The organism is Chryseobacterium gleum, assembly GCF_900636535.1.
Lineage (GTDB): Bacteria > Bacteroidota > Bacteroidia > Flavobacteriales > Weeksellaceae > Chryseobacterium > Chryseobacterium gleum.
The window spans coordinates 3,026,065-3,039,230 of the sequence record NZ_LR134289.1 but is presented as its reverse complement, the minus strand read 5'-3'; the positions used below and the strand labels follow the sequence as shown (position 1 = coordinate 3,039,230).

The window sequence follows — 13,166 nt, the reverse complement described above, 5'->3', positions numbered from 1 at the left end:
AATAATCCATGTGTTGACATGGATTATTTAATTATTATTTGATCTGAATTTTTAGTTGCTGCTTACAACCTCTTGAAGATGAGAACTCCTAAGTCTTTTCTGATAGATCGGAAGATATTTTTCAATAGGAATTTTAATCGCTTCAAAATTGCCCGCCAATACATAAGCCTGAATATTTTCAGATGTATAAACAAACTGAAGGAAGTTATCAATCAGATTTTCAGGAATTTTAAATTTCGCAAAATAATCTTTTCCAAGGTAATTTTTAATCTGTGCAACAGAGCTATTCATTCTTTCGTAAGCCTGATAACGTTGTTTTTTCTTTCTTTCTCCGGAAAGGATGTCATAAATACTTTCAAGACTGAAGGTAAGACCTCCGTCTCTCAGCCCGGCTACAGGAAGTTCAGGTGGTGTTCCGTCACCTTTCGGCTCGGGAAGGCCAATAACTTTCTTAAGCGCATATGCTTTGTCTTCTTTTCTTAAAGCGTTCACATCATAGCGAAGATTCCCTGTAGGTTTGAACCTGCTGAGAACGATTTCCTGAATTTCATAATACGCGATTTTAAGCTCAACAAGGTTTTTTTGTTGCATTAACTGAGGAGTCAGCTTAATATCTTTTCTTTCAGTAACAATAGAGGTAAACCGGATCACATCCCCTGCGTTGGCAGGAATATTAAAATTACCGTTGTAGTCCGTAAGAACGGTTTTCTGTGTATTCAGGTTTGTGACATAGACCTGATTGAGATATAAAATAGAGTTGTCTCTCAAAAATACCTCACCGGAATATATTTGTGCATTAATTTTTGCCAGAAAAACCAATAGCAGTAGAGTAAACAGTTTCTTCATATAATGCGCAAAATTACATAGAAATAAAGCAATTCTACCTTATTAGATTAAGAATAGTGGTTAAAGTTATATTAAACTTTGGGATTTAATTGTTAAGGAGTGTTAGAAATTTACCATTCATTTAAAAAATGGAAGATTTAAGTAAAAAAGCCGGAAGAAAAAGCAATTGAAATACTTTACGCTTTCTTCCAACTTTTTTGCTATTGTCTGTGTTTTACCAACAGCCAGCTCGAGTATTTTACCAAGAGGGTAGAGCCATATTCTGTCCAGGTGATAAAATACCAATAATTTGCTGTAGGAACATATCTGCCACCAACTCTTCCGTCCCAGGTATATCTGTTTTCTCGAGTCCCTCTGAAGACTTCCGCACCATATCTGTCAAAAATACGGAATACCAGATTTTCATTCTTCATTAATTCAGAATAATCTATTGCTTCATTATAGCCATCTCCGTTCGGTGTAATTGTATTAATCAGATTAATGACAGCAAATGATTTCTTAACATCTTCACACATTCTGGAATCTTTTACAAATACATTGTGAGCTCCTCTGGGAACGTTATAGAATACATTGGAACTTTGCCAAACCACACCATCCAATGAATATTGATAAGGAGGTGTGCCTCCACTTACCCCAACTTTTACTGTTGTTCCGTCAATCTCAATAGATGTTATGACAGGAAGGGGTAATTCTGTAACGTTTACATATTGCTTATATACGCAGCCATTAAAGGTGAGTTCTACCCAATAACTTCCCGGAGGAACATTGTTAATAGAAGGCGTAGTAGCACCTGTACTCCACAGGTATCTTTCAAAGCCAGGTCCGGCATCAAGTTTCGTAGTGGTGTTAGGGCAAATAGTTTTATCTTTTAATATATCCGATTTTTTAGGCACTTTAATGTTTATTTTAAGTGTACCTACTTCAGGGCAAACCCCATTTTTTTCAAAACGGATATAATAAGTCTGTGAATTTGTAATATTAACAGGTGATAAAACCGCATTTACATTGTTCTGAGCATCTGCTAAAGTAGCATGGAAAGTGAACGTAACACCCGGATCCAATGTAAACTGAGGAATAAATTGAGCTAAATTGACACTTTTTATTCCATCCAGGTCATCATCACAGGTACTTTCTGTAACGTTTTGGGTAATCAATGTTAGCTTTGCCCCGATACTCAACTGTAATGGCTTGATGACAGAAGCACATCCATCCGGAGAATCTACTCTGATGTAAATTGTCGTAGTAGCCGTGTAGCTCCAGTTGTTGGGAAGTGTATTATTGTTTCCGGCGTTAGCATCTGCCATACTTGCATAATATCTTACATTGGTAAAATAATTTGGATTATTAAGTACAATAGGGGTAATGTTGGAAAGTGTAACAGTCACTGTTCCGTCCAGATTATCATCACAGAAAACCCCGTTGTAATTGTCCAGAATAATAGCTTTATTGAAAAGAGATAATGTTATCTGCGCAATACTTTTACAGCCAATATTGTTATTTACAACTGCGTATATAATCGTACCATTAGGGGCAGTGTAAGCTGTTGCATTGGTTATTAATGCTGCAGCATTTTCATTCTGAGCATCTACAAGTGTAGGATAATATGTAATGGTAACAGGAGAACTGCTGCTAACATTTGCTGTAGTCAGATCAAAGGTTCCCTGTCCGTTGATATCACAGGCATGTAATGCTGCATTCGTTACTGAAAGAGTCTGAATATTGATGGTTACAGTTACTGTTTCACAATCCGGAAAGTCAGGGTCATTTCCGCAGAATGTATATGTAAATGTATCTGTTCCTGTTGTACTGGGATTATTAACAGTGTAAGTAATAGCGCCTGTAGCAGGATTTATAGCAATCGTACCTAGTGAAGGAGCTGTTGTAATTGCTACAGTGCCGGGATCTGGAGTTTGTGATGAACTACTGAATGCAGGAATTATAGTTTTTGCATTACAGACGTTGTATGAAATATTGGATAATTTTGTGCAATTCAGAATTTTAAACTGTTCAGTGACTAAAGGAGCACAACTACCCATCGTTACAGAGCAGGTATAATACCCCGGTAATGTAGGAGTGATAGAAGAAGTAGTGGCTCCGGGAATAATAGCCCCGTTTCTGTACCATTGGTAGGTATCATAGATGAGCGGGTCCACAGTAAGGACTACTCCGGGAATACAACCGCTACCAGATTGTAAAATAACGGGCTGCGTTGGAAAACCTGCAAAAAAACCTCCGTATCCTACAGCATCACTGCCAGCAGTAATTCCTGCCATAATTGCTTTATCTGAAACTATAGTAATATTCCCTGCTACATTGGGGATCCCGTAAGTAACCCAGTTGGTGGTACCTGTCATATTATAAGGTCCGGTAAATGCAGGAGGATTGGTGCCGTTTACTGTAAGGTTAGCTCCTCTTTCAGTAATAATATTTAGTTTTGTTGGAATGTTCAGAATTCCCCCGGGATTCCCATTGGAATGAACAAAGTTTTCATTGATAAGTCCCAGTTCATTAATCTGTTTCGGAAGGTAACAGTTCAAAGCCGGAATAAAATTGAATCCTCCGGTAGCTGTTTCGTTTCCTGTATTCGAAGCTCCTGCTAAAATTTGATAAACATAAGCGTTTTTAGATGTCTTCAGGTATAAATTGTAATGTCCGTTTCCCTGAAGAGTATATTTGGAATCAGGAATAACAAAATATTTTCCTTCATTTATAGTTGCTATAGGAAGAATTTCATTATTGACAAAGATCTGAGTATTGTTTTCAGTAGCAATTACAATGGCTCCTTCCATGTGAGAACCAATCGGGCCGTTGCCCTTTACAAGAGCAAACTCATTTCCCAGCCTGTTGACAGGTACTGACTGGTCCATTAAAATATCTGAACTGGATGGAAAGTTTCCTGCATATTGTCCGTTAAAATTTCCATTAGTGACATTAATGGGCTTATTTGAAGTGATTTTTGAACCAATAAAGCCGTCAGAGTTTCCGGCTATATTGCCGATCCCGTCAATAATGTATGATTGTCCTTTATTTAAAGTAAAAGTTATTGTCGGATTCGTAGCTCCGGTCATTCCGTTTGAAAACTGAACAGTAGGGCTATATCCGGAAATGGTAACAGTTGTATTATCTTCAGTTGCGAGTACACTGGTCATAAAGTTCAGAATACCATTGCTCACAGTGATAGGAGCAGAAGCTGTATAGAATTTTTGCCCTGTGGAGGGAATTCCTTTGGAAGTAATTATTTCTGCATGATTGAAGACTGAAAATCTTAAATTGGCATAAAAAGGAAATTCTGCCTTAAGGTATAATCCTTTGGTTGTTGGTGTAAATAAATCCGTCTGCAGTTTGGTGATAATATAATTCCTTAATACATCAAATTTCTGCGGGTTATTTTTACTGATATTAACGGTTCCGATCAGAACATTATTGTTATAAATACTTACTGGAAAAGGAGTTGTTCTGTTGGTAGATAAATACAACTTCTGATAGGGAGTGGATGAAACTGTTCTGTCTATCATGGGGGCAAACCAATGCTCTCTGTCCAATTGGGAAAAAGCAGAGGTGAAAATGCAAAACATAAACAAAAAAGATAAAATTTTTTTCATTCAGCGGTAGTCTTTATCACAAATTTAGTAATAAAAAGTATTAAATTTTTGAAAACAGCATAAAAAAAATGATTTCGAAATTGCAGTTAAAAATAAATTAAATCTATATTATTTTTTTGTTTTTGCACTATCTAAAAAATAAATTTAGAGATAAAATAAAATAAGCTGCGATTGTACAATCGCAGCTTATTAAATATAGTTTTAAACTAATTATTACTCTCTGTTCTTAACAAGGATCCAACCCGTATATTTTATTGGAGTCTTCTCCTTATTAGATTCATTCCATGTAATATGATACCAGTATGTTCCTGTTCCCAATTTCTTATCAAAATGTTTTCCGTCCCATCTGTAGTTATTGAATCTGTTTCCGGTGAATACCATATTTCCGTATCTGTCATACACTACAAAGCTTAGGTTTTCTTTATAAGCAAGCTCACTGTAATCAATGTAATCATTTACGTTATCCCCATTAGGAGTAATAGCATTTAACAGATTAGGAATGGTAAGTTCTACAGCAATAGGGGTACAGTTATAAAAATCTTTTACATAAAAAGTATGCTGTCCTCTTGTCAAACCCGTAAAAGTATTTGAATCCTGCCAGTTAGCAGTTCCGTCAACTGCATATTTGTAAGGAGCTTTACCGCCGTTGACAATTACAGTTGCTGTATTGTTGTTGATCTCAACAGTTTGGATTACCGGATCTTCCACTTTTTTAACTTTTACTGTCTGTGTAAGGAAACATCCGCTTTTACCAAGAATTACTGTATATTCTCCAACACCTACATCTCTGATGCCTGAAGTGGTAGCACCAGTGCTCCATTGGTATGAATCGTATCCTGGACCGGCATCCAGATTAGTTTTTGCGTCCATACAGATATACTGATCTACAAGTACCGGTGACTTTTTGATAGGAAGTACAATCAGTTCAATTTTCGCATTTGCGGTACATCCTTCAGCAGTGGTTACTTTTACATATACAAATCCTCCTGTTGAAGGGAAGTTTTCCGGAGTGGTAATTTCATTGATCCCTGCAGTAAGATCATTCAGGGTACGATAATATTTTTTTACAACAGCGTTATAGTCTGTTACCTTAGCTTTCGTAAGATCGAAATAAGCATAAGGTGCCACATCATACCAGCAAGCTTTAATGGATGTATCCGTAACAATGAATGGTACTACAGTAAGGTTTAACGTCACCTGTTCACAATCGGTAAACTCAACTGAGTTTCCGCAGAATTTATAAACTATTTTATCCGGGCCTAAATATCCGGGATTAGGTGTATAAGTGATTGTTCCGTTTGGATTCACTACAGCTGTTCCTTTCGTAGGAGGGGTTAAAATTACTACTGTACTTGGAACCACCGTTTGTGTGGAAGAAGTAAATGTAGGAGTTATAATTTTTGTAGAACAAGCATTTAATGCCTGAGTTGTTTCTTTTAAACAGGTTTGTACTTTATAGATTGGAGTTGTCACAGGTGGACACGTACCCATTGTTACTTTTACGGTATAGTTTCCTGACTGTGTAGGTGTGTAAGTATAAGTAGTTGCTCCAGGAATAGCTACTCCGTCACGGTACCATTGGTATGTTTCGTATCCGTCATCTACTTCCAGAATAATTCCCGGAACACATTCTCCTGCTTTCTTGGCGATAACAGGAATGGATGAGAATCCGGCAAAATATCCTCCGTACCCTGCTGTACTATACCCCCCATTGATCCCTGCTGTTACAGCTTTTGTGGAATTAATTTTAATATTTCCTGTTACTCCTGTTATTCCATAAGTAACCCAATTACTGTTTCCTGTTAATGGAAATGGTCCGTCTGTAGCAAGGGGAGGAACATCGTTTACTAATACAGTGGCGCCCGCTTCAGTTAGAATATTTAATTTTACGATTAAGTCTCCTTGTGTAGTACTTGCTCCGCCTGGACCAAGTGGCATCTCATTAATTTTACCGATTTCATCAATTTTTCTCGGCAAGAAACAGTTTAATGGCGGAATATAGTTGAATCCGTTGGTTGCAGCATTTGATCCGATTCCTATAAACTGGTAAAGATATACATTCTTGGTAGTTGAAATAAACATATTGGAATGTCCAGTACCTTGGCTTACATAGCTTGTTTCATTGATTCTATACCATTGTCCCGATGCAAGTGTTGCAACAGGAGTGGTTCCACCGTTTAAATAAACTTCCGTGTTATCTTCAGTAGCAATAATAAGTCCTCCTTCCATGTTCAGGTTAGGAGCTGTAGATCTGGTTTTTACCATTGCGAATGTATTGCCAAGCCTATCAACCGGAACTGATTGATCCAGAATAGGATCTGTACCGGATGTTGGGGTTGAGAAGTTACCGTTGCAACTTCCATTGGTAAGAGTTACAGGCTTATCTGCAACCACTTTGGCTCCCATGAATCCTGTTTTGTTAGCAGATTGCGTTCCAGAGCCTGCAAAAATGAAAGATTGTCCTTTCTGTAATGTAAAGGTATGAGAATTGCTGGTTGGAGTTCCGTTGATAAAAACTACTCCGGCAGTAGGGTTCCATGTTACAGTGACATTAGTATTATCTTCAGTAGCCAGGATGCCGGCAGTAAAATTGTAAAAACTGCTGGTATCAGTATTAGGACTTTGAGCAACAAAAAAAGTTTTCCCAATTCCTGCCTTTCCTTTGCTGGTAATAACCTCCCCGTGTATATCCTGAGCAAGTCTTAAACTGCAGTAGAATGGTTTTGCTCCTTTCAGATAGAGTCCCTTATTGATAACAGTAAAAGCATCAGTTGTTGAACCTGTAGAAATAAGGCCGTTGGCAACCTTATAGGTTTGTGGGTTACCTTTGCTGATCGTAACTGTAGTAATAGGAGCGTTATTGTTGTAGATTATCACATCAAAAGGTGTAGGCGAGTCAGTAGAAAGATATATCATGTTGGTATAGCTTCCGTAACTGTCATAATAAGGAGCAATCCAATGCTCGGTATCCCTTTGTGCAAAGAGTGTATTAATTGTCAAAAAAATTAATACCAGACTGAGTAGAAATCTTTTCATGTGTATGGAATTAGGATTTCTACAAAAATAAAATAAAAAATGAATTACTTTTAATAAAATTTAAATAAATGTTAAAAAAATACCCTCAATTTTTAACTAAAAGCTATATTGGGTATGAAACTGGTAATTTGAAGTTTGCTTGGTCATAATATATAAGCTGAATTGTTATAATTATAAAGGTATTTAGAATAAAAAATCCCGGTGAATTCACCGGGATTCAATATTTTTTTGGAAAGATTGATTAAGCTAAGCTTACTCTTACAAATCCTGTTACTTTTAAGTCTGCGTTTACAGATTTTACATAATCAGCAACTGAGATACTTCCGTCTTTAATGAAATCCTGGTGTACCAAAGTGTTGTCTTTGTAGAATCTCTGCATTTTACCTTTAAGGATGTTATCGATAATGTTTGCAGGCTTACCTTCTTCAGTAAGTTTGTGTCTTTCGATCTCTAGTTCTCTGTCAATAGTTTCCTGAGAAACAGCGTTTTCGTCAAGAGCAATTGGGTTCATTGCAGCAACCTGCATAGAAACAGCTTTAGCAGCTTCTTCAGCTCCGTCTACTTTAGCAGAAAGAGAAGTAATAGCAGCAATTTTGTTTCCTGCGTGGATATAAGCTCCTAAGAAAGCTCCCTGGATTCTTTCGAAAGAACCGATTTCAATTTTCTCACCGATAACTCCTGTTTGCTCAACTAATTTCTCAGCAACAGTAATTCCGTGGAAGTCAGTAGCTAAAAGTTCTTCTTTAGTAGCTGCGAAGATTGCCATTTCAGCTAGTTCGTAAGCTAGCTCAATGAACGCTTCATTTTTAGCAACGAAGTCAGTTTCACAGTTTAAAGAAATTACAGCACCTAAAGTGTTGTCTTCGTTTACTCTTGCGATTACTGCACCTTCAGTAGACTCTCTGTCAGCTCTGTTAGCAGCAACTTTTTGTCCTTTTTTTCTAAGGATATCTACCGCTTTTTCGAAGTCTCCTTCAGCTTCAACTAGAGCTTTCTTGCAGTCCATCATACCTGCACCTGTTTGGTTTCTTAATTTAGCTACGTCTGCAGCAACTGGTGTATAAGACATAATATCTATTATTTTTTATTTAAAGATTAGTATTAATTTTTAGCTTAATTTTAGAGCAGTGCAAAGATAATGATTTTAATGATAAACTAAAAAATGACTTTTCACGTTATTAATATATTTAATACTATTTTAAAGGTTTGATTAATGAAAAAAATCTTCTTCCTTCTATTTATATGCATTTTTGCTCTAGGTTTTTCCCAAAAAAAGAAAAAAACAAAATCTAAAGCTGTTGTTGAGAAAGAAACCGTAATTATCTATACAGAACAGGAAGCTGAGACTTCAAAAGAGGCGAGAGTAATTGCCGGCTTTTTAAAACAGAATCCCGGACATGCCAAAACAGACTACTTCAAAAGGAAACTGATTGATATTATTATGGCGGATAATTCCCCTGAAGCAAAACCAACCATTAAGCCTATCAGTAAGGAAAAAATTGAAAATATTGTTAAGAATAATGAATTGAACAGCGGAAAGACGATAGCCACTAATAAAACATATACTGCCAATGGGAAACCTGTTTCTAATAATACAGCAGCTGCTATAGAAGCTTTAAAAGAGGAAAGAAGAACAACTAACTTTGCATCTGTAGGTTCTGCAAAAAGTGCCGGTACTTCTAAAGCTGGACCCAGTGAAGAAAATAAAAGAACAGCAGCAATGCTTACACACCTTTTTAATAATGATATTAATAAAAACGAAGCATATATCAATATTAAAAACAGATCCACCTGCAATCTTATTGTAAAGATAAGTGGTAAGAAATATTATAATCTCAGTGTACCTGCCAAAGGAGAAAATTTTATCCTTGTAGATAAAGGTGAATATGTGCTGACCACAATGGTTTGTGATGCAAAGTATTCATCCTTGAAGAAAATCACCCAGGATATTGAAATTGCACTGAATATTGAATAGGATTTTTAATTAATAGAATAGAGGAAAACTAAAGCAAAAAGGTTAAGAAATTTTTTCTTAACCTTTTTATTTTTATCCTTTAAACTGACCCATCGCAATGAACTTGTCCTGTCTCTGGGTTTCAAGCTCCTGTCCTGTGAATTTGGAGAAAGTTTTGATGTTTTGTAAAATCGAATTTTTCAGGTTCAAATAGGTTGTCTCCTGATCATAATGAGCGCCACCAAGTGGTTCTTCAATGATTCCGTCAATGAATTTTTCTCTTAATGCGTCCTGCGGAGTAAGATTTAATGCATTGGCTGCATCTTCCTTATGATCCCAGTTTCTCCATAAGATAGAAGAGCAGCTTTCTGGTGCAATTACCGTATACCATGTGTTTTCAAGCATATATACTTTATTTCCAACACCTATACCTAGTGCTCCGCCGCTGGCTCCTTCTCCGATGATGTAAGTGAAGATCGGAGTTTTCAGCTGCACCATTTCAAAAATATTTCTTGCAATAGCTTCTCCTTGTCCTCTTTCTTCTGCTTCCAATCCAGGATAAGCTCCCGGTGTATCTACTAAGGTTACCACAGGGATATTAAATTTTTCAGCAAGCTTCATTAGTCTTAAAGCTTTTCTGTATCCTTCCGGATTTGGCATTCCAAATCTTCTGTGCTGTCTTTCTTTTGTCGTTCTTCCTTTTTGAGTCCCTATGATCATTACTCTCTGACCATCCAAGGTAATCAATCCTCCAATCATTGCCGGATCATCAGCGAAATTTCTGTCTCCATGAAGTTCTAAGAAACTGCCTTTATCTGCCATTCCGTGGATGTAGTCTAATGTATAAGGACGATCCGGATGACGGGACAGTTGTACTCTTTGCCAAGGTGTAAGATTTCCATAGATTTCTTTTTTCTTTTCTAAAATCTTATCCTCAATCTGGCTGCATGCTAATTTTACATCAACACCACTTTCTTCTCCTACTAAAGAACACGTCTGGTATTGGTCCATCAATTCTTTGATAGGAAGTTCGAAACTTAAATATTCCATTTCTTGAAGTAAATTAAATCTTTCAAATGTATGAAAAATTATGGTTATTCTATTTAAAATTATTTATAGCATTGTTTATTCTGGAGATACTTTCCTCTTTACCAAGGGTTTCCAGAATATCCGGTACATCCGGTCCTTTCAATTCTCCTACCAGGGAAAGACGTAAAGGCATCATCACTTTACCCATGCCTAATCCTTTATTTTCGGCGAAATCATGCATGGTTTGCTTCAGGATTTCAGCAGTAAAGTCGGCAGATTCAAATGTTGAAGCCAATTCACCTAAAATGGACGATGTTTCATCATTCCATGCTTTTTTCGAAGCCTTTTCATCATAGGAAGTTGGTGCTTCAAAGAAGAATTTTCCGTTTTCATAGATATCTTTAGGGAAAGTTGCTCTTTCTTTCATCAGGTGAATAACCTTTAGTAACTTTTCATCAGATACACCGGAAAGATCAAGGTCTGTATTTTTCAGGATCTGAAGAAGTTCTTCGTCAGAATTCATCTGAATATACTGATGATTAAACCATTCCGCTTTTTCTTTACTGAATCGTGCGCCTGCTTTATGTACTTTATGAAGATCGAATTCCTTAATCATTTCCTCCAAAGGAAGAATTTCCTTATCATCTGCCGGAGACCACCCCAATAGCGCTACCATATTGATGAAAGCATCAGGAAGATAACCGTTTTCTCTGTAACCTTTAGAAATTATACCAGTAGCGGGATCTTTAAAATCAAGAGGAAATACCGGGAATCCGAACTTATCTCCGTCTCTTTTGCTTAATTTCCCTTTTCCTTCAGGTTTTAAAATTAAAGAAAGGTGTGCAAATTGTGGCGCTTCCCATTGCATGGCTTCATATAATAAGGTATGAAGTCCCAAAGAAGGGAGCCATTCTTCTCCACGGATAACATGAGATATTTCCATTTCATGGTCATCGATAATGTTGGCAAAATGGTACGTTGGCATTCCATCATTCTTTACCAGAACTTTATCATCTAAAGTATTTGTATTTACAGAGAATTTCCCACGGATAATATCCTCAAGATTCAATACTCTGTCCACAGGCATTTTAAATCGTACTACATAAGGAATTTTTTCATCCAGCAATCTCTGAACTTCGTCTTCTGAAAGGGCGAGACTGTTTCTCAAACGGTTTCTTGTTTTATTATCATAGGAAAAGACATCACCTCTGGCTTCGTATTCTGCACGGATGGCATCCAGTTCTTCTGCAGTATCAAAAGCGATATAAGCATAATCTGTTTTCAGGATCTGCTCAGTATATCTGTCGTAGATATCTCTTCTTTCAGATTGTCTGTAAGGAGCAAACTTTCCTCCTTTTTTAGGACTTTCATCAGGGATGATTCCGCACCATTCTAATGCTTCCTCAATATATTCCTCAGCTCCTTCTACATATCTGGCGGTATCAGTATCTTCAATTCTCAATACAAACTCACCACCCTGGTTTTTAGCAAAAAGGTAATCATATAATGCGGTTCTTACGCCTCCCAAATGTAACGGTCCTGTAGGACTTGGAGCAAAACGTACTCTTACTTTCTCCATTTCAATTTAAATTTTTGCAAATTTACTTAATTTATAGTTTTTAAAAGTGCTGTGGAACTTAATTTTAACGAGTTTTTTTAAGAAGTACTTAAAACAATATAGCAGGCCTTAAGACCTGCTATATTAGATGTGTATTGTTTAGTTTACCATTGGAAATCACTAGCTCCTTCAAGCTTATATTCATTTCCGTTTACAGTGGTAGTAAATGTACCTCCAATTCTTGCTGTTTTAGGAGCCCAAACATAATCTTTTTTGCCACCTGTATTTCTTATAACGCTTCCATAATCTGACAAAAATCCAAGTGTCTCAATCTCACCTATGCCTGAACCATAAAATCTTGCATAAGCATCTAATGCAGGCCTCATTGAACTAGGATATAGAACCCATTGGCCATTAACATATGCATTAGATCCTATTTGAGTAAAATTACGATAAAATGTAAGTCCTAAGTCATCCTTATGCTTCTCAACACCCACATGCCATGTAAGATTGTATACTCCATTTGATAATAAAACGCCTTCTTTCACTGAAACTACTCCTATATATTTTCCTGTTGAAGTTTCGGACTTTATAGTAGAAAGTTCATTAATATCTGTAGTAATAGCTGTTTCATAATCGAGTGTTGGCTCCACTGTATAGATTGACTTTCTTAAATACTTAGAATATTTCTGGAATAAGCTGTCTGCTTTTTCTTTATCAAATAATACAAGAAAGTTGATTTCGTCTGCCAGATTCTGAAGACTTGTAAATTTAAAAGATTCTCTTTCCTTATAGACTGATTTTAGCTTTAAATCATGATAAAAGGTAGCATTCTTTTCAACATCGTTAGATGGTGAGGTTGCTGTAAAGCTTTTGAATTCAGACGAAATTCTTTTTTCTTCGTCTTGTCTGAATTTGCCAATTCTATTAGTCAGATCAGAGACTTTTTCTGTTGCTTTAACTTCATTTGAGTTTTCTATGCTGTCATTTGTGCAAGAAAGCATAGTAGCTCCAATTGATACCGCCAATATAAGATTTGTTAATTTGAAAGATTTTCTTTTCATGTCTGTTTTATTGATTATTTTATTTGAATGTCGTATTAAAACTATAGTACCATATTTTTTGAATGGTGCGAATATAA

The 13,166-nt window shown here is 36.4% G+C and carries 8 protein-coding genes; 1 reads left to right on the top strand and 7 read right to left on the bottom strand.

Annotated elements, in window-relative coordinates; translation table 11 throughout:
* Window positions 1–51 precede the first annotated feature (51 nt).
* The 4 genes from EL165_RS13855 to tsf form a co-directional block, all read right to left on the bottom strand.
* The gene (locus EL165_RS13855; protein WP_002976224.1) at window positions 52–846 is read right to left on the bottom strand and encodes a hypothetical protein; all 795 of its coding nucleotides are present in this window, start codon (window positions 844–846) and stop codon (window positions 52–54) included.
* A 200-nt stretch (window positions 847–1,046) separates the two neighbouring features.
* The gene (locus EL165_RS13850) at window positions 1,047–4,448 is read right to left on the bottom strand and encodes a T9SS type B sorting domain-containing protein (RefSeq protein ID WP_041461370.1); all 3,402 of its coding nucleotides are present in this window, start codon (window positions 4,446–4,448) and stop codon (window positions 1,047–1,049) included.
* A 213-nt stretch (window positions 4,449–4,661) separates the two neighbouring features.
* Window positions 4,662–7,484 (bottom strand): T9SS C-terminal target domain-containing protein, encoded by a 2,823-nt coding sequence (locus tag EL165_RS13845; RefSeq protein ID WP_002976226.1) that lies wholly within the window; start codon window positions 7,482–7,484, stop codon window positions 4,662–4,664.
* Between the two features lie 241 nt (window positions 7,485–7,725).
* Complete coding sequence (tsf, locus tag EL165_RS13840; RefSeq protein ID WP_002976227.1) at window positions 7,726–8,553, bottom strand: translation elongation factor Ts; 828 nt, start codon at window positions 8,551–8,553, stop codon at window positions 7,726–7,728.
* Window positions 8,554–8,697: 144 nt separating this feature from the next.
* Between tsf and EL165_RS13835 the strand changes: the two genes are divergently transcribed.
* On the top strand, window positions 8,698–9,459 hold the full coding sequence (locus tag EL165_RS13835; protein ID WP_002976228.1) for a DUF6759 domain-containing protein: 762 nt from the start codon (window positions 8,698–8,700) through the stop codon (window positions 9,457–9,459).
* 72 nt (window positions 9,460–9,531) lie between these two features.
* On the opposite strand, the gene EL165_RS13830 is transcribed toward EL165_RS13835, so the two are convergent.
* The 3 genes from EL165_RS13830 to EL165_RS13820 form a co-directional block, all read right to left on the bottom strand.
* Entirely contained in the window at window positions 9,532–10,488 is a 957-nt protein-coding gene (locus tag EL165_RS13830; protein WP_002976229.1) for an acetyl-CoA carboxylase carboxyltransferase subunit alpha, read from the bottom strand.
* Window positions 10,489–10,537: 49 nt separating this feature from the next.
* On the bottom strand, window positions 10,538–12,046 hold the full coding sequence (gene gltX, locus EL165_RS13825; RefSeq protein ID WP_002976230.1) for a glutamate--tRNA ligase: 1,509 nt from the start codon (window positions 12,044–12,046) through the stop codon (window positions 10,538–10,540).
* A gap of 143 nt (window positions 12,047–12,189) precedes the next feature.
* Complete coding sequence (locus EL165_RS13820) at window positions 12,190–13,029, bottom strand: hypothetical protein (RefSeq protein WP_126358644.1); 840 nt, start codon at window positions 13,027–13,029, stop codon at window positions 12,190–12,192.
* Window positions 13,030–13,166 lie beyond the last annotated feature (137 nt).

Excerpts from the sequence above, each read along its gene's own strand:
- EL165_RS13855 (WP_002976224.1), bottom strand. The coding sequence starts at position 846 with ATGAAGAAACTGTTTACTCTACTGCTATTGGTTTTTCTGGCAAAAATT.
- EL165_RS13850 (WP_041461370.1), bottom strand. The coding sequence starts at position 4,448 with ATGAAAAAAATTTTATCTTTTTTGTTTATGTTTTGCATTTTCACCTCT.
- EL165_RS13845 (WP_002976226.1), bottom strand. The coding sequence starts at position 7,484 with ATGAAAAGATTTCTACTCAGTCTGGTATTAATTTTTTTGACAATTAAT.
- tsf (WP_002976227.1), bottom strand. The coding sequence starts at position 8,553 with ATGTCTTATACACCAGTTGCTGCAGACGTAGCTAAATTAAGAAACCAA.
- EL165_RS13835 (WP_002976228.1), top strand. The coding sequence starts at position 8,698 with ATGAAAAAAATCTTCTTCCTTCTATTTATATGCATTTTTGCTCTAGGT.
- EL165_RS13830 (WP_002976229.1), bottom strand. The coding sequence starts at position 10,488 with ATGGAATATTTAAGTTTCGAACTTCCTATCAAAGAATTGATGGACCAA.
- gltX (WP_002976230.1), bottom strand. The coding sequence starts at position 12,046 with ATGGAGAAAGTAAGAGTACGTTTTGCTCCAAGTCCTACAGGACCGTTA.
- EL165_RS13820 (WP_126358644.1), bottom strand. The coding sequence starts at position 13,029 with ATGCTTTCTTGCACAAATGACAGCATAGAAAACTCAAATGAAGTTAAA.